This window comes from Sphingobium sp. VMM, assembly GCF_056790315.1.
In genome coordinates this window covers 82,868-106,930 of record NZ_JBXGSI010000001.1, presented here as the reverse complement: position 1 = coordinate 106,930, position 24,063 = coordinate 82,868, and the positions used below count along the sequence as shown (strand labels likewise).

The following is a 24,063-nucleotide window of genomic DNA, read 5'->3' as shown; positions in this document are numbered from 1 at the left end:
CTTATTTTTCCTCCGCAGAGTGATATGCGCAAAGGACCATCTCAATCGGTATGTCCTTGCCAAGAGCGGCGACGGCCGCCTTCGCCTGGCGGATCTGTTCACCCGCAATCTCCGCAGTGATGATGATGCGGTCGGGCTGATGGCCCAGGATGTTATAAAGGTGGCAGGGGGCGCCGCTGCCGTAAGCATCGTCGAAATGCGATACGGTTTCCATGGCATGGCCCAGCAGCGCGGGCGTCCGGGTGATGCATTGGACGGCGGCGATCCCGCCCTTGGCTTCGATTTCCTCGGCGATGAGCAAGGCTTCATAGCTGTGTTCGCCGTCGCCAAGCACAAGGATGCGCTCTCCGGCCTTGGGTTCCACCGGCGCTCGGAAGGCGCACTCCGGGTCGAGAAGACCCGAACGGCTGCCCATGCCAGTGGCCGGCGCCGTGCCCACACCATTGCTTGTGCTGGCCAACTGGGGCGGCACCTGGTCCGGGTTCTTCTCCCAGTTCATCGCGCCCCGCAGGATCGCGTGCCCGGTGGTGGGAAGCGGCATGGCCGTGCAATAGGCCTGGCCGCTCCAGTCGGTGAGACAGCAGGTTTCGATGCGCTCAAGGTTCGGCAAGGCCGCCATCATTGCTTCCGCGCCGCCGATGAAGGTGTGGCCCGTGCTGCATTCGTCATCGATGATGACGAGGGTTCGGGCGGAACGCGCGAGCGCGATCAGCTGCTCATCCGCGATCTGGACGAGATGCGAGGTTGCATGGCTGTGCCCCTCTTCAAAGGTTGCGATGATCGTTGATCCGTCGACGCGCTGGCGGGAGGTCTGCAGGTAGAGAGCAGAGACATCAGGATTGTTGCGCCGATAGGCGGCAAACACGCCTTGCCCAAGAGCTGTCGCCGTCTCTGCCATGCCGAGGAAGGCGACCGGCTGGGGTAAGTCGGCGGGCAGCATAGCCCCCAGCTGATCCATGGAACCGCGCATGGCGGCCGGAGCCGCCGGCAGGTGGCGTCCGAGAACCTTCGAGACGATCAGGAACCCACGCTTAGGATTGGCGCGAGCTGCAAAGCCGCACAATTCGTCGATCGAAGCGTCGTTCTGAATTTTGAGAGTGAGAGTGCCGCTTTCAAGCGTCACGACGCGCGTGTCGTCGACCATGATCGTCATGGATCAGAAATTTCCTCTTTATCTGTGAACCCGATAGCCGGGTATGCCCTGCATATATTTGATCATGTCAGAGGCGTCTGGACCAGCAGTATTCCTCTGCTGTTGGTTTCTATTTTTGCCCCGAGATGCCGGAGCAGATTTTGAGGCTCAATCTCCGCTAGGGAGGCAAGATTGACCTCGCCCCATGCAGGCCGATCGACCGACAAGGTGGCCACATATTCGTCTCGTTCCTGCCCAATTGCCCCGCTTCTCTGCGTGTAGGCGGACAGGGCGACGGTATGGATAGGTTCAGCGACCGCCATAGAATGCCCTACGAGCCGCACCAGCAGCGAACAGACATGGTCGAGGTAAAGAGCTGCGCGCTCCTTCTGGGTCAGCTCTTTCGGGCGGAATGCCAGCTGTGTGAAGTCAGCCGACCATTTGACCGAGGGCATGTCCTCGATTTCCGGGAGGTCCACGTCGAGTAGTAGCCTGCCGCCGCTGAAGGAAATCGCGATATTGGTTTCGCGGGGCCATTCCAGCCAGCCGAGACGTTGCAGCAAAGCGTCTTCGATCGCAGCGAGATCGGGCCCCGCGTTCGCTTGAGCGGCCCGCCAAGCCATGAGCGCCGCCATGTGTTCCTCGCCAGAAGCAAATTGCTCGCGGCTTGGCTTTCCCGCGCTGGAGCCGGAGATCTGGCCCACGGTTTGGGGAATGTCGAGATGGATGGTCGTTAGAGAGGTGGCAGCGCCATTACGCGCATCGACATTTTCCTGAAGGAATTCGCGCAATTCGTCCTTCATGGTTCGCTTGATGAGCGGGATCAGTGCGGGGTCAATGGACTGGCCTTCCCCATCGAGAAACACCAGCTGATCCTCGACAATCCGAGCTACGAGGCCGTTGGGGATCTGAGGCTCCGGGGGCGTTGGCACGGCTGGTGGCCGACTTGGAATGGAGCTGCGGCTGGGCTTGTCGAGCCGCTCGCGATAGCTCAGCCCGGTTCCAGGGATGCCGACATTGCCATAAACACCGCGCTTACCCATCGTAATCGAGGCGCCGCGCGGCCCGATCGATAGCGAAGCACCAGAGCCGCTGAGGTTGAGCCGGACGCCCGGCAAGATTGAAATACGTTTGCTGAATCGAAAACCCACGAGACCCCCTCAGGCGCTGACGATGATGCTGACGACGCTGGCGCGCAGCCGGTTGACGACCTCCCGGCGATTATTCTCCGAATGGTGGCCAAGGGTTGGCGCGGTGAAGCCGGCGGCCGCGATCATTTCGAAAACAAAGCTGCTGCGGATGCCAAAGTTCACATTCTCTGAGATCGAACCGCGCTCGCGCATATTTCCATGGGCAAGGGACGCCGAGGTGACGCCGACCAGGTTCCCATATTCATCGACGATGGCGCCGCCAGAGGAGCCTGACCCGATGGGGGCGGTGAACTGGAAGCGGGAGATGTCGCCGTGGTTTCCGGTGAGGCCTGAGATGTTGCCGGTAGTCACCTTCAGATCAGCGCCCAGCACATCCATCAGGGGAAAGCCGGCAGCCATCACGCTTTCGCCGAGCCAGATAGGCGCACCGATACGCATGGGCAGAGGCTGGCCATTGGTTGAGCCTTCGAGCAGCGCCAAATCATGCTTGGGATCTACTGCGACCGGTCGGAGGAGATTTTGCGTCCGTCCCTGACGAAAGCTCTCTCCATCCTCGATGACATGGGCATTGGTGATCACGAGATCAGGCGCAACGATGATACCGCTGCCGGTGCCGATGACCTGTCCTGGGGCTGCGGACGGGCGATGCCGGTCGGGTTCAAACGGCGAAGTTTGGTCTGGCTCTTCCGTCCGCGCCCGCTTTTGCTGCCGGAAGGGCATGGTCACAGAGGCGAGATTGCGGGCGCGGAGATAGGCGTCGATGCCGAAGGTATAGCCTTCGTTCGAGACCTTCATCCGCCGAGTGCCGGCCTTCACGTAGATTTCAGAGAGGATGATGGCGGCGAGTTGGCCGTCTGGAGCCGGCAGCGCATATTGCTCGCCTGAAATCTCCATCTGGATGGGATAGCTCTGATTGACGAAGCCTCCTGACCGATCATCAACGATGTAGGCGATGATCTCGAACTGATCACCCAACGGAGCGAAGGAGGAGAGATACCAGCTCCCCTCCTGACCTTCCTCGAACGGCAGAACTGCGCCCTGCGAGTTGATCGCTGCGACGCCCAATCGCTCAGCATCGCGCCCCAGAATCCGGATGTGGCATTCTGGATTATTGTTAAGCTGGATGCGTTGACCAGGTTGCGGAGTGATCACCAGAGGCCCTCGTGCTTAGCTGACTTCAAGAACGGTGTTTGAGATGGCGATCTCAGTGTCGATCGAGCGACGGTCGATGCTGTCCGGGGTGAGACGGCTGGTCAGCAGTCCCGCCCAATCCGCAATGATGCGCGCGCCGACTTTCTCGCCATAGACAACGCCGCCGGCGGGACGGCTGTTGATCTCAAGCGCCTTCCAGCTACCGTCCTTGGCCTTGCGGAACTGGACATTCACAACGCCATGCAGGTTGAACAGCTCGATCAGCCGGGCGGCCGCGTCCTTCAGCGGATGCTCGGACTGGATACGCTGGCGGCCGTTCTCCTGTTTCGTGCGCGCGACTGCCTTCAGCAGCCGGCCGTGGTGCGCGAGAATGTCGAACGAGATCTCTGGGCCCGGCAGGAATTCCATCAGCACGAGTTCATCGATCGGGCCGTCCACCTCCTGCGCGCGCATGGCATCGAGGTAGAGGTCCACTCGGATCTTCCGCTCGTCTGGGTTGAGGAGATGGCTGGTCGGATTGACCTTGGTCAGATGCCAGAACCCGAGGCCATTGACGCCCTTGCGCGGCTTTACGCAGGGTTCGGCGTCCTCGCCATGGACTTCTGGAAAGGTGAAGATGCTGCTCTCCAACTGCCACGTGGTTTCGACGGGCGTGGTCAGCAGGTGGAAGGGTTCGTCGCGGATCGCCTCCGCGAAATCATATTTGTCCTCGAGAAGAGCGAGCGTCTCGATCGAACCTGGCAATTCCACCCGGCAGGGCAGGTCTGCTTGCGAGAGGGCTTTGCGGTACCGTGTCGGGATGAGGATATCGATGCCCCGGGCGATCACTATCTCCCGCGCCCATTCGACATATTGAGCCACCGGCAAATTGGGTTCGACCCAGGTCTCCGTCGGCCCCTCATAGGCCGGCATGCCTTCGCCCACGCTCGCGTAGACCTCCAGCGTCGGATCGACTGCGATCATGGCAGCCGAGATAGGAGCAAGGGAGAAGCCGCGATTGAACCAGATACGCATGGGAAAGTCCTAGAGGAGAGATGGTGCTTTTGTGGTTAAGACAGGCGGTCAGGGCATGATCCGTGCGGCACGCGCAGCCTTCAGCCAAGCTGGGAATTCGGATAGAATGCGGTCGTAAAGCTGATCGTCGCTGATGCGCGAGAGATCATCGACGCTGAAGAAGCCCGCATTGTCGACAACCCGGCCGTCGATGGTATCGAGCTTTCGCAAAACCCCGTAGTTCGCGTTGCCGACGCCCACGAACTGCCAGAAAATCGGGCGGTTCGAGATCCGCTGGAGTATCGCGATGATCTCTTTCGAGGTCGAACCGTCGATTCCGCCGTCGGTCAGGAAAATGATCACCAGCGGCTTGGTGCGGTGGCTCGGCTCGGCGTCCAGAATGGCATTCATAACCACTGGCTCATTATTGCCGTAGCCGATGGAGTCCCCGCCTTCCTTGACCGCGCCGCCGAAGAAGCCCTTCTTGCCGGTCTCGCGGGCGCCGATTTTCGCGCCGGGAGAAGGAAGTGTACGTGCGACGAAGCCTTCGAGGTTTTTTGCGGTCAGATCCTCGACCTGCTTGCAACGCGAGGCATAAAACCAGGTCGACATGGTGCCATCATCGTCTAGCCGCAGGGCTACTGGCGCGATGCGTTCCACCGTCTCCTGGACAGTGCCATTGCTGTAGAGTTTGGCCATGGAGCCGCTGCCATCGATGACGAACAGGACTTCGGCCTTCTCATGCTCGATCCCCAGCTTCTTGAGCGAGACGCCGACTTGCTGCTTGCGCAGATCGACCTTGCTCAGCGAGACAGGCGCGGATGGCGCGGCGGACGGAATGGGCGCCGGCGCAGGGGTGCTCGGTGCGGGGGATGAAGCAGATCCGTCATCGACCTCTCCGCCGAAGTGTGTGACCAAGGCCGCAAGACCACCGGCAAAGCCCTGCACGACAGCGCCGAGGCGCCAGGCACCATTATGGCGGTAGAGATCCAGCAGCATAACTGCTTTTTCGTCGCCGAGATGCGGCTTGGCGTCGACGGTCACAGCGTTGTTGATGGTCGCCTTCAACACGGTGGCTCGTTGCAGCGGGAGCGTGTCATGGGTCGCGGTGATCGTGATGCGGTCGATATGCCCCGGGACCTTCTCAGGATAGATCGAGAAGAGCGTCCCGCTGTCCAACCGGGACATAGTGATGGATTTGTCCGGGCTAGCGTTGTTGCTGAAGAGGACCGTATAGCGGTCGTCGGCAATCTTTTTCGCCGCGTCGAGTCCGAAGGCGGCAATGTCGATGTCGGCCGGATCATGGGCAACGATCACGTTGATGACATTGCTGTCAGTGAAATCCGCGATGGCACGCTTTTCGCCGGGGTTCATCAGGTTCAAGGCTCGATATCCTATGGACAAAAAAGACAGTTGAACCGCCGAAGGCAAGCCCCGGCGGTTCGAGAGGTAGCGGCTAGATGACCGGCCGCTTCATGGATATCAGCCGAGGTTAACGCCCATACCGCCGGCCAGGCCCGCCAGGCCCGATTCCCAGCCTTCGCCGATCGCCTTCACCTTGATCTCGCCCTGGGCGCTGCGATACAGCTCGACGAAGATCATGGCGGCGTTGGTGCTGCTGTCTTCCGACAGGTCGAAACGCGCGAGCTCCTTGCCATCGGCATCGTTGATGACGCGTGCGTAGGCGTTCGAGACCGAACCGAAATTCTGCTTGCGCTCGGCGCCTTCGTGGATGGTGACCGCGATCACGACCTTCTTCACGTCGGCCGGCAGTTTGGCGAAATCGATCTTGATGGTTTCGTCGTCGCCTTCGCCGTCACCGGTGCGGTTGTCGCCGCCATAGACGACCGAGCCGTCGGGCGAGGTTTTGTTGTTGTAGAACACGAAGTGCGCGTCCGAGATGACCTTGTCGGTTTCCCCGATGATGAAAGCCGAGGCGTCGAGGTCGAAGGCCTGGCCATCGGTCTTGCGCACGTCCCAGCCGAGGCCGACCGTGACGGAGGTGAGCCCCGGAGCCTCCTTGGAGAGCGAAACGTTGCCGCCTTTGACGAGAGAAACAGCCATTGAACACTCCTACTGGTGCTGTGTTTTTGAAAGGTGTGAAGTCAGGCAGGGGGCGCGGCTGCGCCCCCGGAACAGATCAGCCAACGTTGACGCCGTAATTGGTGGCAAGCGGACCCAGGCCGCCCTTGAAGCCCTGGCCGACGGCGCGGAATTTCCAGTCGGTGCCGTGACGATAGACTTCGCCGAGGATCATCGCGGTTTCGACCGAGGCGTCTTCCGACAGGTCGTAGCGGACAACTTCGTTGTTCGACTGCTGGTTGACCAGGCGGATGAACGCGTTCGAGACCTGGCCGAAGCTCTGCCCCTTGGCCTCGCCTTCGTGGATGGTGACGACGATCGCGACCTTGTCGACGTCGGCCGGCAGCTTCGACAGCGTGACCTTGATCTGCTCGTCGTCACCTTCGCCGGCACCGGTGCGGTTGTCGCCCTGATGCTCAACGCCGGCCACGACCTTGTTGTTGTAGAAGACGAAGTCGCTGTCGCTGCGGACCTTGCCGCTGGCGGCCAGCAGGAAGGCCGAGGCGTCGAGGTCGAAGTCCGAGCCGTCGGTGGCGCGCGCGTCCCAGCCCAGGCCGATCATGATTTCGTCGAGAGTTGGATCTTCCTTCGACAGGCTGACATTGCCACCCTTGGAAAGCGAAATTGCCATGTTTCAAACGTCCTTTCATTTTGGCGTTGGTGGTTCCGCGCGGCGCCCGCCCAGCAGCACGCGAGAGATGATCAAGCTACTTGCGCTTGAATTCGATTGCCCCCTTGCTGATGTCCCAGGTGCCATCCGCATGAAGGCGGGGCGCCCGTTCAGCAGCAACAAAGGCGCGGCCGCTCTTCCCATATGTCTCGACATGCTGGATCACGATCTCGCGATCGATATCGAGATGGGTGATGGCGACCCAGTAGGAGGTCCGGTTCGGATTGAGCAGTGGCACGGTGACCTCGCTGCCATCCTGGCCGTAGAAGATGAGCTTGGGACGATAGCTCTCGAAAGAGCCGGCGCCGTTGCTGACGGCGCTGTAAGCACCAAACAGGGCGTAGCGAAGCTCGTCCGGGCGATGCAGGACTATTTCTTCTTCACCAGCTACCTGAGAATCTCCCGACAGGCTGATGTAGGGCAGCGCGTGAGAGCGCCCCATGTCCTTCCAATACACCTTGCCGCAGGTCCCGTCCTTGAGGACGTAGAAGCAATAGAGGTCGAGGTCGCCCTCTCCCTTTCCACGTCCTTCCCATTTGAGCTTGGCGCGAATGCTGCCCGTGGCTTTCGACAGACTCACACGCTCATTTTTGGCGAGCGTGACCTTCTTGAGGGAGACAGCGCTCACTGGTGTTGACGGGGCGGAGACTGGCGTTGGCGCTTGTTCATTGGCGCCTTCGACGTCGACGCCGAAATTGATAGCAAGCGGGGCCAAACCGCCGTTGAAGCCCTGACCGACGGCCCGCACCTTGAGGGTGCCGTTGCGCTTATAGACTTCACAGATGATGAGAGCCTGCTCGGACATGCCGGCTAGTGGGATCTCGAAGCTGTTCGATCCCATCTGCATTTTGAGAGCACCAACGTCGGCGAGGCGGCGCGACTGATCGTGGCTTGTGTCCAGTGCCACGCAGAAAGCGATGGTCTCGATGGTCGCAGGCAGTGTGGCTGGGTTGATCTCGAAAACCGCTGCGCGCTGTTCCTGATAGATCGTGAGGTTTGCACCCGGGACGCTGCGCTGGCCATAGAAAACCATGCCAGCATCACCTTCGACCTTGCGCTCGCCGGTCAAAAGATAGGCTGAGACGTCCACCTCGGCTTTGCCGGGCGTGGCGTGCCAGCTGATTTCCACGATATTGCTATCGATCTCGGCGTTTGCGCCTTTTTGAAGCTGCATGGCTCTTGCGTTTGTCTGATGGTGATATGAAGGGGCGCCGTCGGGCGCCCCGTTGCTCGATCAGGCCGTCTGCGGACCAGGATTGCCGGTCGGCGAAGCAGCCGGGCTGGTCGGTTCGACCGTGTCGGCGCCTGCCGTATGCGCACCGACGATGACCTGGCCGGTGGGCAGGATCGCTTCGGCTTCACCACCCTCTTCATATTCATGTGGAAAGCGCTTGCGGTGGCGGACCGATGCCCAGAGCGAGAGCGCTAGAATGGCCGCGCCCAGCAGGCCGGTGACGACTTCCGGGGTTTCGATCCGGATGCTCAGAAGCATGATCATGCCCAAGGCGATGATCGCATAGAAGGCACCAGGCTCGAGGAAGCGGAATTCCGCCAGGTGGCCACCCTTCACCAGCGCGATGGTCATCGAGCGGACGAAGAAGGCGCCGATGCCGAGGCCCAGAGCAATCAGGATGATGTTGTTGGTGATGGCAAAGGCGCCGATCACGCCGTCGAAGGAGAAGGAAGCGTCCAGAACCTCAAGGTAGAGGAACGCGCCTGCGCCTGAACGAACGACCGCACCGGTCGCATCTTCTTCGCCGCCGACCAGGTCCCCGAACCATTGCACGAGGAAGTAGACCACAACACCGGCGAGGCCGGCAATCAGGAAGGTCTGCTGTTCATGACCGTGGACGAGGAAGGACAGGCCAGCAACGATCGCGACGGTCGCGATGTAGGGAGAATAAGGGATCTTGGCGAAAGCCGACAGCGGGCCTTCGATGAAGCCGAGCCAGTGATGCTCGCGCTCGTCGTCGAAGAAGAAGCTGAGGCCGACCAGCATCAGGAACGCGCCGCCAAAGCCAGAAATGCCGACATGGGCACCGGTGACGATCTGCTCGTAGAGTTCATGGTCGGTGACCGCGATGCGCGCGGCTTCCCACGGCCAGACGAAGGCCGAGAAGGAGACGATCAGGATCGGGAAAATGATGCGCATGCCGAAGACGGCGATGAGCATGCCCCAGGTGAGAAAGCGGCGGCGCCAAACCTCGTCCATGTCCTTGAGGACGGTCGCGTTGACAACCGCATTGTCGAGGCTGAGCGAGGTTTCCATAACGCCGAGCACCAGCGCAAGGAAAGCCATGGAAAGGGCGCCGCTGAGCAACCCGGACTCACTGTAACCGACCAAACCGGCTGCAATGAGGGCAAAGACGGTGAACGCCAATGACCCTGTGAAATTCTTCATTTATACCCCCCTGTGGGCTGGCTGGAACAGGTCAATCCTGCCGCAAAAATGTGAAACGATGAGGTGGCCGGCTCAATCCTTCGAGCCGGCTGTCCAGCGCAGGCGGATGCCGATGTCGTCGGCGAACTGCTTCTGGTCGCGATAATATTTCATATGGCGCTTCATCTGCAGGTTCCCCCCCACGTTATCGATGAGGGCGATACCGCAGAGACGGCGGTTATCATCCCCTTCATTCATCTGAACCTCGATCTCGGGCTGCCCTGGGATGTTCATCCGGACGATACCGTCGGTCTGGCGCCAGTTGGGGACGCCGTCGTAGATCAGAGCGAACACCCCGATGCGCTTGATCTGGTCGAAGAAGCGTCCGTTGACCCGGATCGTCTCGCCGGTTGCGACCGAGCCGGTGCGGTCATCGCCGGAGAGCTCAATCCAGGGCGCATAGTCAAACGAGCCGAAGCTCTCGCCGAGAGCCTGGATGCAACCCTTGAAGCCATCATGCATCTCGAACATGACGCCGAGGTCAAGGTCGACCTTCTTGGACCCGCCGCCGAAGAAGCCGCGCTTCGCTTCGCCCTGGTTCCAGTTCAGGTTAAGGATGATCTCGCCGAACGTCGAACCGGTCTTTTTGAGGCTGACCGACGGATTGGATTTCTCCAATGTGATCTTCTTCAACGAGACAGGCGCTGCCGGAGGCGGCGGAGGCGGAGGTGGAGGTGGAGGCGGCGCTGCGGGACGCGGGGGCGGCGGAGGCGCGGCCGGCGTCGGCGTGGGGGCAGGCGAAGGGGTTTCAGCGATTTCCCCGCCGAAATGCTCGATGAGAGCGGCCAGCCCTGCTGCAAAGCCGGCCGCCATCGTGCCAACCTTCCAGCCGGAGCTGTGGCGATAAAGCTCGATCAGCATCACGGCCTTTTCGGACGAGAGATGCTCTGCGACGTTGAACATCGCCTTGGAACCGTCAATCGTGACAGTGAGCGGCCTAGATTCAGCGACCGGGCGTGTATCATGGGTCGCGGTAAATACGATCCGATCCATGGCCGCTGGCAGTTGGTCGAGGTCGATGTTGAAGACGGCACTGTCGGATGTCGGAATGAGCGTGACTGCTCCCTCCGGCGTACGCGTGTTGGAGAAGAGAACGACATAGCGGTCGTCCCCAATCTTTTTTTCCTTGTTGAGGCCGAAGGCTGCGATATCGACACCTTCGAGGCCAAAATCCACCTTGATCGTCAGACGATTGCCGACGCCAAGATCAGACAGGCCGCGCTTTTCCCCCCGCTGCAGCTGCATGCGTTACTCCAGAATGAAGGCGGGGAGCTTTTTTCTCCCCGCCAAAAGGCATTAGATGTGGCGAGCGGCTTCCGCCGTCAGGTCATGAGCCGTGCGGCCGGTTGCCCGGGCGCCGATGGCCTTGAACGTCCAATCGCCACCATTGCGCGTGACGCTCGCAAGAACCAGGCCGGTGTGCGGGCCGGAGTCGGAGATGTCGAAGCGCGCCAGTTCCGTGCCGTTCGAGTTCACGACGCGGCCATAGGCGTTCTGGATCTTATCGAAGGTCTGGCCCCGGAAGGAGTTCACGGTCAGCACCAGCGTTTCGACCAGATCTGGCAGCCGGGTCAGATCGATGGCGATCGATTCATCGTCACCGTCGCCCTCGCCGGTGAGGTTGTCGCCGCTGTGTCGGACCGAACCGTCTTTGCTGTTGAGCTGGCCGAAATAGACGATGTCGAGCGGCTTGCCGCTGCCGTCGAAGAGAATGCAGGAAGCGTCAAGATCGATGCTTTCCGGCTGGCCGCCACCGAACAGCTTGCCCATGAAACCGCTGCCGCTGGTGGCAACATCCCAGCCGACGCCCAAAGTAATACCTGTCAGGGTACTGCCGGCTTGCTTCTGAAGGCTGACGCTCGAGTTCTTCCGCAGGGTTACCGTCATCGTTATACTTTCCTCGTGCTAATTTTTGTAGAAATCGCCAATCTTTGCCGCGCAAGGCGACTGCCCTCCGTCCGAAGGGCCGCAGGATTGCCAGAACAGCTTAAAAATTCACGAATTCCCCCTTGCAATGCATCTTAATCTTTAAATGAACATGGGGAAGCCCCTATGAAAATTTCGATGGTCTCGCTCTCTCAGTCGAATGCATGGTGCAATCCGGAAAATTTCCGGGATGAAAATGCCGGTTAGCTGGTTCTTGGCTGGAAGTGATTACCGCCATAGGCAGAGCAGACTTCATCGGGAGGGCAAATGAAAAAGCTACACTCAACTGCTATTTTGCTGGTGTGCATGGGCGGGCTTCCCGCGTGCGGATCCTCGTCAGACGAGCGAGAGGCCGTGCGTGCAGCGAATGAGACAGTGCTCGCGGAAGCTGCGGCTGATGAGGCGCTGAATCATGCAGACGCCGCGCTTGGCAAAATGGACAAGCCGGGAGCCGTTGCCCCCAGAGAGCCAACTACGCTGTCACGTAAGGATCAAGTCCGTGCCTGCAAAGCTGGGATCGCTATTCTGATGGGGAAAAGCCCGTCCATTATGAAGGCTTCTGCGGACGGAGATATTGTACACAATCAGTATAAGCGTCCGGATGACGGGAAGCTGTGGAAGCAGGACTGTCGGATTGTAGGGAATAGGATTCACTGGCGCGGCGTGGACTCCTTTGCTGGATCAGGCACTGGAAGGTGGCGTGATGGTCCAGAGGACGAAATCCTCACATTCTCGTTTGAGGGCAACAAGGTGCGAGTGATCGAGGCATATTCAGATGGTTCAAAGACTGAAGAAGTTTACACCATCAAGAGTTAGGCCATACGTAGCACTGCAGGTCCGGTTTAGACAGGCTTGAATTGCTTTGCTAAGGCGGTGAATATCATGATCGGCTGCATAGATGATGCGGCCGATCATCCATTCGACGGGTGGCGGATATCGGCTCACTTGACCCAGTCATAGGTTGCGCCTGAACATGGCTCAGCAATCGAGCAGATAGGGATCGTGACCACAACCTCGCTCGCCGGGCGCCGCCGCCGGCCGGAGCCGGATGGCGAGAGCAACGGCAACTCCAGTGTGAAGCCGTAGCCCCTGCAAGATACAATGCAACCGAGTGAAGCTTCGGCCCAGGCAGATCAGCTTCGGTCCCGCCACTTTCCAGATCGCCGAACAGTTCCTCAATGACCAGTTTTGGGCGCAATACGGTGGTGATGATAAAGGTGGCGAATGTCTGCTTCCTTGGATGAACGTCCGAAAGTTGACTGTCGCGAATGTCCCAACGCCGGTCAAAAAGCCGCGCGCCGATTGGCCTCAGGCGCTCCCGATATGCCAACCCGATCGCCTCAAAACGTCCTAACCGATGATAAGCTGGGGAACTGCCGATAACGGGTTTCGGTTGTCGTGGTCAGGAGATGACCATGAAAGTCGATTTCGGTGCATTTGATGGCGTCATGGCGGGCAAGGTGCCGCCGGCATTTCTTGAGAGTCATGTTGTAAGCGAGACTGACCGGCTGACCGACGTCATCCTCTGCCCGCCGCTTCATTTGACGCCCGTGCCCTGCTGCGCCGTCACCCGTGAGGCCCTGGCTGCCGGCTTTAAGACCGATGCCGCTGAGGCTCTGCGGCAGCATAACATGCTTGTAGAGGCGCTAGAGCGGCATCGCGTGCGCTGTCATAGCCTCGCCCCACTTCGCGATCTGCCGGACATGTGCTTCACCCGCGACATCGGTGTCGCGACGCCATGGGGCATGACCGCCCTCAATCCAGCCATGCCGCACCGCCGAGGCGAAGTCGATGCGCTGCTGGAAACCTGTGCTGAGTGGAATATACCTGTGCGGCAGATCACGCGTGGCACGATCGAAGGCGGGGACGTCTGCGTTGTGCGAGAGGGTCTCCTCATAGTGGGTATGTCGGGCGAACGCAGTTGCGCCGCGGGGGCGGAAGAGTTCGCGGCGCCGTTTCGGGCTGCGGGTTGGGATGTGCTGCTATGCCCCTTTCATGCCGACCATCTGCACCTCGACACTATTTTCTGCATGGTAGAAAAGGACGAGGCGATCGGCTGCCTGGAGCTGCTGGACCCGACGTTCGTCGAGGCTCTATATGAGCGCGGTATCAAAATCATCCCCATGCCCACGGCGCTCTCGTCCTCGCTCGGCTGTAACATCCTTTCGCTAGGCGGGCGCCGAATCCTCACAAGCGCCACCGATACGGTTGTCACGACCGCGCTGCGCAAGGCGGGCTACGCTGTGGACGAGATCGACATTTCTCAGTTCGCTGCGTGCGGGGGAGGCATACACTGCCTCACTCAGCCGCTGCGCCGCATCCCAGCCTGATGCCTGTTCATTTACAAAAGAGGAGTAACGATGAGCCAGACAATCGAAGCGCGCTTCGCCACCCGCGCCGAAGCTGAAAACGCGGTTGAACTGCTGGTGCAGACTCACGGAATCGAGCGCAGCGACATTTTTGTCGCCGCTGATGGACCCGAAAACAGTGTCGGGGAGGAGATTAGTGGCGGAGACGCAGCCGCACCGCTGGAAGAGGAACGAGACGATGCTGCTTTGCATTCGCCCGTCCTCGTTTCGATTGACGTGAACGACGAAGCGCAGCTGGAGCTGATCAAACAGATTCTGGTAGAGGCAGGAGCTGATTAGGAAGCCCTTCTTCCCAAAACCGGAATGCAGGAACGCTTGATGAACGACATTGGCGGCGAGCCCTATGCCTATTTCCATGGGAGCAAGGCTCTGCTCGGCGAGCTTTTTCGGCCAAGGCTCCAGCCCAATGGCCGCGCCGTACTGGTCATCCACGAAGCGGACGGAATTGGTGGCAATGTCCGGCGCCATTGCCGCAAACTGGCCAATCTCGGATATACTGCTCTCGCAGCCGACATGCACGGAAATGGCGAGCCGTTAGAAGGCGAGGCGATGCGCGATGCGCTGGATGCGTTTCGCAGCAATCCTGATCTTGTGCGCGGACGAGTGAGGGCGGGTTTTGACGCGCTTCTGTCCGCGACCGGGGTCAATCCTGCCGCCAGTGCCGCGATCGGCTTTTGCTTCGGCGGATTTGCCGCTCTGGAATTGGCGCGGTCTGGTGCCGAGATAGCAGCGGTCGCCAGCTTCCACGGCCTGCTGACCACGGCTCGACCGGCGCAAGCTGGTGAGGTGAAGGCGCGCATAGCGGTGTTTACCGGCGCGCGAGATCCGCTCGTACCTCACGAAGATGTTGCGGCGTTCCAGAGGGAGATGATGCAGGCACAGGCGCATTGGCAGATCACGACCTATGGCGACGCCTGGCATAGCTTCACCAACGAGGATGTCGATCGGCTGGGCGACGCGCGCATGGCCTATGACGCTACCGCACATGGGCTGTCCTGGCGCGCGCTGATCGATTTTCTCGACCTCAACCTTGCCTCTCAGAGTGTCGTTTAGGTTCCAGAAGCGCCCCCTTCCATAATTGGCCCCTGCCATGCAATTCCCAGGCGCTGTCGTCCACCGCCGTGCATATCGAATGCCGGGCAAACCCATGATATGAATGCTATTCGCCGCAGCTTCCATCGTCTCGCCTCATTACGACCATCTCGACGGCGCGCCTGAAATGCCGGCAGACCCGCTCCTCGCTCATCCCGAAACGCCGGGCGATCTGCGAGACGCTCATTTTCTGACTGACCACCAGGGCGAGAATGCCGCGTGTGAGGGCATCCATCCGCGCCACCGCCTCGTTGATACCCGGATCCCTCTCGCCCGCCGCTTTACGGGGCGGCTGGCCCTCTTCGAGCGCCGCCGTTGCCAAGTAGCGTTCGATACGCGCGGCGCAGATGTCATCAGCGACGCGGTCACGCATCCGCGTCACGAACCTCGCGAGACAGCTGCTTACATTATGATGTTGGGCCATGGGGGAAGACTCCTTTCAGGATGGCAGCCAGCCAATCTGGCGACCTCCACCCACCACCTCCCCCCTTCCCTTCTGAGGACCTGAGGGATGGCGACCACGGCTGTTCAGGGTCGCCATGTTCCACATGATGCCCCTTCCCGCGCCCCATTTGTTCTTATTAAAGCATCCGTTCTTGCGGCAGCGATCGCAGCTCGAAGGGCCGGGATCGGCGCAGCCGAGGCCGGCCGGTGCGGCGGCACGCCGCTCCGGCAAGAGCGCGGTGTTCGCGCAGCGAGCAGCCGCCCTCCCCCCTTTCTTCTCTTCCAGCCTGCCTGCGCAAAAACGTCACAAAGCGCGCTCTTTGGGGTTGCGTTCACCCTTCATTCCGGCAAATTGGTCGCGCTTCCCGTGAAAGCCGGGAAGCGGGGCGTCGAAACTCCTTGGAAACCAGCTCGGTCACAGTTTCACTGGGGCCGGGTGGCATGCGCGCATGTCCAGCCGGCAACGGTAAAGGCGCATGCGCCTGCGGTTTCCACAGGTTTCGAACATCCGGCTCACGGCCGTCGCCCCGAGATGGACATAGGTGCGACAGATGAGCCATGGCAGAAGCGAGGATCGCGTACGCGGTCCCGTCAGACACACGGATTCCGAAGCCGAACCCTTTCGCTTTCCGGAATTCTACAACAGGGAGAAGCCTCGCCTCATGCGCTTCTTCACGCGCCAGCTCGGTAACCAGGCCGACGCAGATGAACTGGCCCAGGAGGCTTTTACACGCTTCGTGCGCGCAGCGCCCGCCCAGGCGCTGGAAAGCCCTCAAGCCTATCTGACGCGCATCGCAACCAATTTGCTACGCGATTTCATCGCGCGCGGCTCGACGCTTCTATCGCGCCGCTCGACATTGCTCGATGACGATCTCGACCTCATTGCCGCCAGCGATACGCATCGCGAGACGCAGGCACGTCAGGACCTCACCCGCTGGAAGCTGATCCTCGACCAGCTCAAGCCCGACACGCTCGACATCTTCCTGCGGAACCGCGTCGAAGGGCAGACCTATGTCGAGATCGCCAAGGAGCTGGATGTGCCGCTCTGGGTGGTTCAAAAGCATATGCTAAGGGCCATCAAGCATGTGGTTGCCCACCGCGAGGCCAATGATGACTGACACTGGCGCTGCCCGAGCGGCGCGCGACAATCAGGAGGCGATGGAGTGGGCAATGCTCATCCTCGCTGATCACCATGCCGTTCCCGATCCCACCGCCCTCGACAGGCTGGGGGAGCATCAGGCTGACTTTTCAGCCTGGGTGGCGGCAGATCCGTCCCGCGAGGCCCGCTATCTCGACGCCGTTCGCGAAATGCTTGAGGCAGGCGGCGCCGCTGCAGAGCTCCGCATGCGTTCACGCCGGCTGCATGCGCCCAAGAACAAGCGAAGCTTCCGACCGTTTGTGCCCCTTGCCGCATCGCTCGCGCTCGTGCTCGTCGTGGGAAGTATCTGGTGGCGATCGCAAGATGACGCGCCAAGGTTGATCGCGCAAAGCGAAGCCCGCACGCCGATCGAGACCCGGGTGGGAGAAAAGCGTACCGAGCGGCTAAGCGACGGCACATCGGTGCTTCTCGACACCGACACGCTTCTTCTCGTGGAGATTACCGCCACAAATCGCAATGTGGCAATCAAGCGCGGACGGGCGCGGTTCAGCGTCACGCGGGACGCTCAAAGACCATTCGTCGTCAGTGCCGCAGGCACGACCGTGGCGAGCCAGGGCGGCAGTTTCGATATAACTTTGAGAAATGGTGTCCGCGTCAATCCCATCGACACCCCCGTCATGGTAGCCTTTACGCATTCGATCCCGGCCGATCAGGCGACGCCGCTTCAGCTCCAGCCCGGGCAGCTGCTCAAGCTGAAGACTAGACTCGCCACCGAGATTTCTGTCATCCCTGTGCCTCTATCCGAACAACAATGGGTGAGCGGTGTGAAGAGCTTCGACAATGTTCCCATCAGCGAGATCATCGCCGAAGCCAACAGCTATAGCGAGACCAAGATTGAACTGGCGACGCCGGCGCTCGGCAATCGCGAGATATTCGCCGATATCGACATTCGCGACATCGAGCGTGTCGCGCAGGGGCTGGCCAGCTTTCTTGATGCCACCATCGACCGATCGAAACCCAATAAGCTGATTTTGACCGAGAAGAAATAATTCGGCCAATCGGCTTTAGAAAAACAGATTCCCGTCTTCCCTATTGAACCTCAAAAAAGAGGCAGCATGAAATAGGGGCACATAATGGGAATCGTAAAGATTGCGCTGATGACCAGCGCTGCACTTTGCATGGGCGCTATTTGCAGTCAGGCACATGCGCAGGACGCGCAAAAGACTTACAACCTGCCTGAACAGGATCTTGCCACAGCCTTGCGAAGCGTCGCGCGCGGCAGCGATTACCAGCTCGTCGCCGACCCCAAGAGCCTCAAGGGCGCGCGCGCCCCATCGCTAGCCGGCGCCTACACGGTCGAAGAAGCCGTGGCCGCCCTCCTCGCGCCGTCGGGCCTCACTGCCGAGATCAGGGATCGTACGATAACCCTGCGGGGGCGAGAGGCACCGTCGCGCGAGGAGGTAACCGGCGCGACGGATGTGCTGTTTTCAGTTACAGGCACACGCATCAGGGGAGCGAAGCCGACAGCCCCTGTCCTTTCATCCTCGCGCGAGAAGATCGCTGAGCTTGGATATAGCGATCTGGGTTCTTTCGCGCGCAGCATCCCGCAGAATTTTTCCGGCGGTCAGAACCCGGGTGTCATCTCCAGTGTCCAGACCGGTTCGGAAAATGTGAACTCGTCTTCCGCGCTCAATCTGCGCGGCCTTGGCCCTGACACGACCCTGACGCTCTTGAACGGTCACCGGCTCGCCTATGACGCTGCCAGCCAGGGCGTGGATATCTCCGCAATCCCACTTGCAGCCATCGATAGGATCGAAGTTGTCGCTGATGGCTCCTCGGCACTTTACGGCTCAGATGCCGTAGGGGGTGTCGCCAACATCATCCTGCGGCGGGAATATGACGGACTGCTCACCAGCGTTCGCCTCGGGGCCGCGACAGAGGGCGGCAACTTCCAGCAGCAATATAGTGCAGTGTCGGGCGCCCATTGGTCGGGCGGCGGGATGATGTTGGCCGGCGATTTCAGCCAGGCTTCCGATATCACAGCCGCGCAGCGTGATCTGACAGCCAATATGGAACCCGGAACGACGCTGTTGCCATCGCAGCGCCAGATCAGTGCGATCCTGGCCGGGCATCAACGCCTGGGGGACGGGGCAGAGTTTGAAATAGACGCTCATTATAATAATCACCGGTCACGCGCTGCGCTGCCCTTCAGCGCCACCGCGCCAGTCACGACCGGTGGAAATCTGACACGCTCGGCTGTCGAGAGCTATTCCGTCAGCCCCTCGGTCACCTTTCATCTACCAGCCGACTGGGATGTGACAGCGAGAGCTACACGAGCCGTCAGCGATACACAGATTGATGGTTCCATCTTTTCAGGAGGAGTGCGTTTTGCCGAGAACCTCATTCGCTATAAAAATGATCTATGGTCGGCTGAAATCAGCGGCGACGGTCCGCTCTTCGCCTTTCCGGGCGGCGATGTCCGCCTCGCGCTTGGTGCTGGTCTTCGATCCAATGGCCTCGCGGCTTCGGTCCGCAGCGTCCGCGCCGCTGGCACCTTCAATCTGGTAAACTATCTCGATTCCCAAACGGCGATCTATGGTTTTGGGGAAGTCGTCGTGCCGCTGGTGTCAGATCGGAATGCTTTACTGCTCATCCAGAAACTCCAGCTGTCCGGGGCCCTACGCTATGAGCGCTATGACCATCTTGGCGGGCTAGCCACACCAAAAATCGGTATCCTGTACCAGCCAGTCGATGCGCTCATGTTCAAGGGCAGCTGGGGCAAGTCCTTCAAGGCGCCCACGCTCAGCCAGCGCAACACCGTGCAACAGGGCTATACCCTCGCTTCGAGCGAATTCACGCCTAGTCCCGCGACAGCCGGAGCCGTCCTTGTTCTCGCCGGCGGCAGCCGAAACCTCGCCCCCGAGCGGGCGACGACGTTGACCCTTACTGCCGAATTTGCGCCGAGAGCAGTCGAGGGGCTCAGCCTGCAGGCAAGCTATTTCCATGTCCGCTACAAGGGGCGGGTCGTCAGCCCGATCGCCGACGACTATCAATCTTTCCGCAGTGAATATGCAGACCTCGTCCTGCTCAATCCGAGCCTCACCGAGGTTTTGGCCGCCACCACCGACCTGCCGCTTGGCGTCAGCAATCAGACCGATGGCCCGTATGACCCGGCCGGCATTGTCGCAATCGTCCACAACCAGCTACAAAATGCTGCTCGGCAGAAAATCCAGGGCGTTGACGTCACGGCTTCCTACGCCTTCCGCAACGGCGCCAATGCGTTCAGTGTCGAGACGAACGCCAGCTATCTCAAGAGCGACCAACGCTTGTCAGCGAGCCAGCCCAGCATCGAGAGGGCTGGCACAATTTTCAACCCACCGCATTGGCGCGCGCGAACAAGCGCGGGCTGGCAACGGGGCAATATCGGGCTGACAGCGAGCTATAACTATATCGGCGGCACGACCGACGGAAGAACAACGCAGGTCTACAAGGTCGACAGTTTCCAATCGGTCGACCTCAGCGCCAATATCAAGTTCGACGGACCCGGGCTTCTCGGGGGCTGGTCGTTCCTTCTGTCAGCGCAGAATTTGTTCAATGAAATGCCTTCGCTCATCCGAACCTCTGGGGCGAACAGCCCGCCATATGACGCGACCAACTATTCAAGCGTCGGCCGCTTCGTCAGCCTAACGATTTCCAAGGCCTGGTAATGCTCCCGCTCCTTGCCCTAGCGCTGGCAGCAGCGGCGAGCAGTCCGACCCCTGCGTCGGATTGCAAGGCCGCGCTACAAATCAAAAGCCCAGGTCCAAGCCATTCACTTTCGGCCGGCGATCTCATTGAAACCCTGAACATGGGATCCATCCCCGATCTTGATGTAGATCCCATGTTTTCAGTCTCTCCCGATGGACAGGCCATTGCCGTCAGCGTTGCGAGAGCCAACATCGCCAGCAATGATTTTTGTTCGGGCATTTATGTCATCGCGCTGGGGAGCAGTCCGCGCCTTATCGACAGCGGCGCTGGCGCAGCCTTCTGGCGTTTTGACGATTATTACGGGATGACGGGGTTCCCGAGCGGCTTTCCCAAGGTCATCACACCCCGCTGGTCGCCCGATGGTAAACATCTTGCCTATCTCAAATATGTCGATGGCCGCCTCCAACTCTGGAGTTGGGACGGAAGTAGGAGCAAAATGACGGCGACATTCGACGATGATATCGTCGATTTCCGGTTCGACGGCGGTGGGTTATCGGTCATCGCGAAAGTACGGGACGACGCAAGCGCCAGCGATGCGCTCGATCAAGAGAGCTTGTCAGGATATCATTTTGATGAACGCTGGTTTCCTTACGGAAGAAACCGGCCGTTTCCGCGGGGGCCGGCCCATTACAGTTTTGTATCAATCAACATCTTAACTGGTGAACATCGCCTGGCCGCGCCCACACAGGCGCTGATCTTCTCAGCGTCCGACGCTCCATCCCGAGCACATCGAAAAGCGGCGACGCTGGCAGTCGACGTCGATGGCGTCAGCCGCCTCGCCCTTACAGATGGGACAGCGCAAATAATCTGCGCCGACAGTCGCTGCACGGATGTCGAGGGACAACCATGGATGGCCGGCGACGCTATCCGTTATGTCCGGCGTGAAGGCTGGGGCCGAAGCCTGACGGGAATTTATGAATGGCAACCGGCTCGCAAATCCGTTCGCAAAATCATGCAGACATCGAACCTGCTTATGAATTGTGGCGCTCTTGGCACGGACATTATCTGTGCCCGGGAGCAATCGGTAGCACCGAGATATCTCGATCGGATTGATCCCGAAAGCGGTCGGTCGCAGGTGATTTTCAATCCCAATCCCGAATTCGGCTCTCTCGCTCTCGGGCATGCGGAGCGGCTGCAATGGAAAAATGATCGCGATCTCGAATGCTATGGCGACCTCGTTTATCCACCAGATTACCGGGTCGGGCAGCGCTATCCTTTGATAGTCGTCCAATATCAAAGCCGAGGGTTTCTGCGCGGCGGTACGGGAGACGAATATCCTATCCAGTTGCTTGCGAAGGCCGGATATCTGGTTCTCTCGATCCAGCGGCCACCCGCGCCACTGCGCGATCAAAAGATCGACCCACATGAACGAGAGCGGCGCCAGCTCGACGGCTTCATGGAACGGCGCAGCATCCTGTCAGCCATCGAGACGAAGGTTCAGCAGCTCATTAGCGCCGGCCTCGTCGATCCAGCACGCATCGGCATCACAGGCCTGAGTGATGGCGTATCGACCGTGCAATTCGCTGCTCTTCACAGCACGCTTTTCAAAGCGGCTGCGATCAGCAGTTGCTGCTGGGAAGGGTCGCAAACCTGGCTCCTTGGGCCTGCTATTCAGGCGGAATATGAAAAGCTGGGCTGGCCCGCCTCCCCTTCCGACAATCCGTCCCTTTGGGAGGGCCTATCCTGGGCGCGAAATGCAAATCGCATTCCCTTCCCGGTCCTGGCCCAGATGTCGGACGATGAATATCTTTCAGGCCTCGAAGCCCTCACAGCCCTTCGCCGCGCCGGCAAGCCCGTGGATCTTTATGTCTTCCCGGATGAGCATCATGTGAAACGACAACCTGCTCATAGGGTTGCGATCTATCGACGGGCTATCGACTGGTTCAATTTCTGGTTGCTCGACAAGTTGCCTGTTGGGGGAAGCCAAGCAGCCCAAGAGGCTGAGCGGTGGCAACAGATGCGAAGAAGCTGGAATCAGAGAGAGGCAAAACCGGGTGGATGACCCTGACCATTCGGGATTGCTTGCCAGCGCGTAATCCACGCCTCCATGTCGAGAAGCGCCATGAGGCGGACATAGTGACGATCAATGGCCGGCCCATGGACAAGCGCCTCGTCCAAGGCTGACCGACTGACAAGCCGGTGACGAACAAGTTCACCATCCATCAGCCGCTCGCGTATCTCGTCGAGGCGCTGGTTGACCAGGTCTACCGCGAAGCTGCTCGGACTTCCTTTGCGCCGACGGTCGCGGATGAGTGGCGGGAGAAGGTCGGCGTAGGCCCGACGCGCTATGGCCCGATTTCTCCCGCCCTCTATCATCTTCCAGGTCGGGATGGCCAAAGCCAACTCGACAATCGGTTGCGACATGAGCGGATCGATCATGGGCAAACCGAAGCCACGCAGATAGCCTTCGACATGGTTTTGAACGCGCAGGAGGAGCGCGATATGGCCCAGTTTTCCGGGCCGTGTGAGTGGTGCCTTCTCTAGCCAATCGTGCTGCGGCGGGTCTGCTTGCAACGCCTCAGCGGCGTCCGCCTCCATCAAATCAATGTCGAGATGCCATCGATAGGGCCGACGCATAGTGCGAGCGGCTTTGACGATCTGGCGACATACCTCCCATCGAGGGACCTGGGTCACCCTCCCGATATCGGCTATCGACTGAGCGGTTTCACGGTGGAAACCTCTGGCTTTCCACGCGTCGAAAAATGGCCGAACAGAACTACTATTGTAAAAGACGTTATCGCCGCCATTTCCGGTAAAGACGGCGTCTGCGCCAGCCTCGCCAACCGCGCGTAACAAGGCCGAATGATAGGCGAGTTCGTGAACGAATCCGATCGGCTTTGGGAATTGTTCTGCCACTGATCTGGACATATCCACATCCGCCAGATCATAAGTGGCCTCTATAAGGTTCATACCCGATGCCTGCGCCATTACGCGGGCATAGTCCCGCTCATCGCCATCACGGCTCAGGGTCGAAATCGTCACGCTGCTCGCACGCCTGCCTACTCTGGAAAGCGCCGCCGCGACGATCGAGGAATCGAGCCCTCCTGATAATGTGAGGATGGGAGCCAGCGAGGTAGATGCCCAGGACGCAACGCAATGATCAACTGTGCGGCGCAGGCGCTCGGCAACCTCCTCGCTATCCCAGAAAAGCGGCTCGGAAACAAAATCCCAAGGGTTCCAGAACTGCCACGCCCGAGCTTCTCGCTCGACCAGTTCCACCGCAGTACCAGGAAGCAATTCCGTAACGCCATCGAGTGCCGTCCTGGCCTGTGGCAGGTCCTTGGCGCCCAGATAGCGTGGAATTTCCGCCCAACTCACCGACGGTCGAACCAGACCTGCTTCGACGAGAAGCATGATGTCTGACGAGATTGCCCATCCTCTTGGAAGCATCGTGAAATAACTTGGCAGCGCGCCGCCGGGGGAACGCGCGACCAGCATCCTATTCTCAGGCGTGAGCAAGGCAACATAGCCGCCCCAATAGCGCTCAGCTAAAGTCGCGACTGGATCACCATGGAGCATATCATCGGGAAAGATCCTGTCGCTCGGCAATATGCGCGCGGCAGGACCATGGCGCGGAAACACCGGGCCGATCACCGCGCCTCGGTCGGCCGGGAGCGTGAGCAATTGCGCGGCACAGCCGGTCAAAAGCGCGCAGCTTTTTCCGGGTAGAACGCTTTGGAACCCGGAGGCCGCTAGGAATTCGGAGGAGAGCCTCTCAAGCGGCGCACCGCTATAATCAATGATTGCGAGGTAGCGTTCCAGCATC

Annotated in this window: 21 protein-coding genes; 8 read left to right on the top strand and 13 right to left on the bottom strand. The window is 60.0% G+C overall.

What is annotated here, in order from left to right; genetic code table 11:
• Window position 1: 1 nt before the first annotated feature.
• The 11 genes from ACUCV3_RS00520 to ACUCV3_RS00470 all read right to left on the bottom strand — a co-directional run bounded on the left by ACUCV3_RS00520 (window position 2) and on the right by ACUCV3_RS00470 (window position 11,507).
• Entirely contained in the window at window positions 2-1,153 is a 1,152-nt protein-coding gene (locus ACUCV3_RS00520; RefSeq protein WP_017500771.1) for a phosphoribosyltransferase domain-containing protein, read from the bottom strand.
• Window positions 1,154-1,215: 62 nt separating this feature from the next.
• On the bottom strand, window positions 1,216-2,283 hold the full coding sequence (locus ACUCV3_RS00515) for a DUF4236 domain-containing protein (RefSeq protein ID WP_086027942.1): 1,068 nt from the start codon (window positions 2,281-2,283) through the stop codon (window positions 1,216-1,218).
• A gap of 9 nt (window positions 2,284-2,292) precedes the next feature.
• Window positions 2,293-3,435, bottom strand: coding sequence for a S1C family serine protease (locus tag ACUCV3_RS00510; RefSeq protein WP_293919433.1), 1,143 nt, complete (start codon window positions 3,433-3,435; stop codon window positions 2,293-2,295).
• A 15-nt stretch (window positions 3,436-3,450) separates the two neighbouring features.
• The gene (locus ACUCV3_RS00505) at window positions 3,451-4,449 is read right to left on the bottom strand and encodes an ATP-grasp domain-containing protein (RefSeq protein ID WP_017500768.1); all 999 of its coding nucleotides are present in this window, start codon (window positions 4,447-4,449) and stop codon (window positions 3,451-3,453) included.
• Between the two features lie 48 nt (window positions 4,450-4,497).
• Window positions 4,498-5,802: a VWA domain-containing protein gene (locus ACUCV3_RS00500; protein ID WP_017500767.1), complete on the bottom strand. Its 1,305-nt coding sequence runs from the start codon at window positions 5,800-5,802 to the stop codon at window positions 4,498-4,500.
• A 108-nt stretch (window positions 5,803-5,910) separates the two neighbouring features.
• The gene (locus ACUCV3_RS00495; RefSeq protein WP_017500766.1) at window positions 5,911-6,492 is read right to left on the bottom strand and encodes a TerD family protein; all 582 of its coding nucleotides are present in this window, start codon (window positions 6,490-6,492) and stop codon (window positions 5,911-5,913) included.
• A 76-nt stretch (window positions 6,493-6,568) separates the two neighbouring features.
• Window positions 6,569-7,141 (bottom strand): TerD family protein, encoded by a 573-nt coding sequence (locus ACUCV3_RS00490; protein ID WP_017500765.1) that lies wholly within the window; start codon window positions 7,139-7,141, stop codon window positions 6,569-6,571.
• A 76-nt stretch (window positions 7,142-7,217) separates the two neighbouring features.
• A complete protein-coding gene (locus ACUCV3_RS00485; RefSeq protein WP_017500764.1) occupies window positions 7,218-8,354 on the bottom strand; it encodes a TerD family protein in 1,137 nt (378 codons plus the stop codon).
• Window positions 8,355-8,414: 60 nt separating this feature from the next.
• Complete coding sequence (locus tag ACUCV3_RS00480; RefSeq protein ID WP_081261042.1) at window positions 8,415-9,581, bottom strand: DUF475 domain-containing protein; 1,167 nt, start codon at window positions 9,579-9,581, stop codon at window positions 8,415-8,417.
• Between the two features lie 72 nt (window positions 9,582-9,653).
• Window positions 9,654-10,865, bottom strand: coding sequence for a TerD family protein (locus ACUCV3_RS00475; protein WP_017500762.1), 1,212 nt, complete (start codon window positions 10,863-10,865; stop codon window positions 9,654-9,656).
• Window positions 10,866-10,916: 51 nt separating this feature from the next.
• Window positions 10,917-11,507: a TerD family protein gene (locus tag ACUCV3_RS00470; RefSeq protein ID WP_026109100.1), complete on the bottom strand. Its 591-nt coding sequence runs from the start codon at window positions 11,505-11,507 to the stop codon at window positions 10,917-10,919.
• Between the two features lie 306 nt (window positions 11,508-11,813).
• Between ACUCV3_RS00470 and ACUCV3_RS00465 the strand changes: the two genes are divergently transcribed.
• The 4 genes from ACUCV3_RS00465 to ACUCV3_RS00450 all read left to right on the top strand — a co-directional run bounded on the left by ACUCV3_RS00465 (window position 11,814) and on the right by ACUCV3_RS00450 (window position 14,968).
• Window positions 11,814-12,362: a hypothetical protein gene (locus ACUCV3_RS00465; protein WP_017500760.1), complete on the top strand. Its 549-nt coding sequence runs from the start codon at window positions 11,814-11,816 to the stop codon at window positions 12,360-12,362.
• A gap of 599 nt (window positions 12,363-12,961) precedes the next feature.
• Window positions 12,962-13,876, top strand: a complete 915-nt coding sequence (locus tag ACUCV3_RS00460) for a dimethylarginine dimethylaminohydrolase family protein (RefSeq protein ID WP_157228481.1) — start codon at window positions 12,962-12,964, stop codon at window positions 13,874-13,876.
• Window positions 13,877-13,906: 30 nt separating this feature from the next.
• Window positions 13,907-14,194 carry a hypothetical protein gene (locus ACUCV3_RS00455; protein ID WP_017500758.1) on the top strand — a complete coding sequence of 96 codons (288 nt, stop codon included), beginning with the start codon at window positions 13,907-13,909 and terminating at the stop codon, window positions 14,192-14,194.
• Between the two features lie 39 nt (window positions 14,195-14,233).
• The gene (locus ACUCV3_RS00450) at window positions 14,234-14,968 is read left to right on the top strand and encodes a dienelactone hydrolase family protein (protein WP_157228480.1); all 735 of its coding nucleotides are present in this window, start codon (window positions 14,234-14,236) and stop codon (window positions 14,966-14,968) included.
• A 106-nt stretch (window positions 14,969-15,074) separates the two neighbouring features.
• Here the strand turns inward: ACUCV3_RS00450 and ACUCV3_RS00445 are convergent, their stop codons facing one another.
• A complete protein-coding gene (locus ACUCV3_RS00445) occupies window positions 15,075-15,431 on the bottom strand; it encodes a sigma factor-like helix-turn-helix DNA-binding protein (RefSeq protein WP_017500756.1) in 357 nt (118 codons plus the stop codon).
• Window positions 15,432-16,002: 571 nt separating this feature from the next.
• On the opposite strand from ACUCV3_RS00445, the gene ACUCV3_RS00440 reads away from it, so the two are divergent.
• The 4 genes from ACUCV3_RS00440 to ACUCV3_RS00425 all read left to right on the top strand — a co-directional run bounded on the left by ACUCV3_RS00440 (window position 16,003) and on the right by ACUCV3_RS00425 (window position 22,299).
• A complete protein-coding gene (locus tag ACUCV3_RS00440; RefSeq protein WP_026109097.1) occupies window positions 16,003-16,569 on the top strand; it encodes an RNA polymerase sigma factor in 567 nt (188 codons plus the stop codon).
• A 52-nt stretch (window positions 16,570-16,621) separates the two neighbouring features.
• A complete protein-coding gene (locus tag ACUCV3_RS00435) occupies window positions 16,622-17,599 on the top strand; it encodes a FecR family protein (protein ID WP_026109096.1) in 978 nt (325 codons plus the stop codon).
• 108 nt (window positions 17,600-17,707) lie between these two features.
• Window positions 17,708-20,257, top strand: a complete 2,550-nt coding sequence (locus ACUCV3_RS00430) for a TonB-dependent receptor domain-containing protein (protein WP_293919432.1) — start codon at window positions 17,708-17,710, stop codon at window positions 20,255-20,257.
• Window positions 20,257-22,299, top strand: a complete 2,043-nt coding sequence (locus ACUCV3_RS00425; protein ID WP_081600907.1) for an Atxe2 family lasso peptide isopeptidase — start codon at window positions 20,257-20,259, stop codon at window positions 22,297-22,299. The genes ACUCV3_RS00430 and ACUCV3_RS00425 overlap by 1 nt, the downstream gene beginning before the upstream one ends.
• Here the strand turns inward: ACUCV3_RS00425 and ACUCV3_RS00420 are convergent.
• Complete coding sequence (locus ACUCV3_RS00420; RefSeq protein WP_017500750.1) at window positions 22,272-24,062, bottom strand: asparagine synthase-related protein; 1,791 nt, start codon at window positions 24,060-24,062, stop codon at window positions 22,272-22,274. The two genes, ACUCV3_RS00425 and ACUCV3_RS00420, sit on opposite strands and share 28 nt — an antisense overlap.
• Window position 24,063 lies beyond the last annotated feature (1 nt).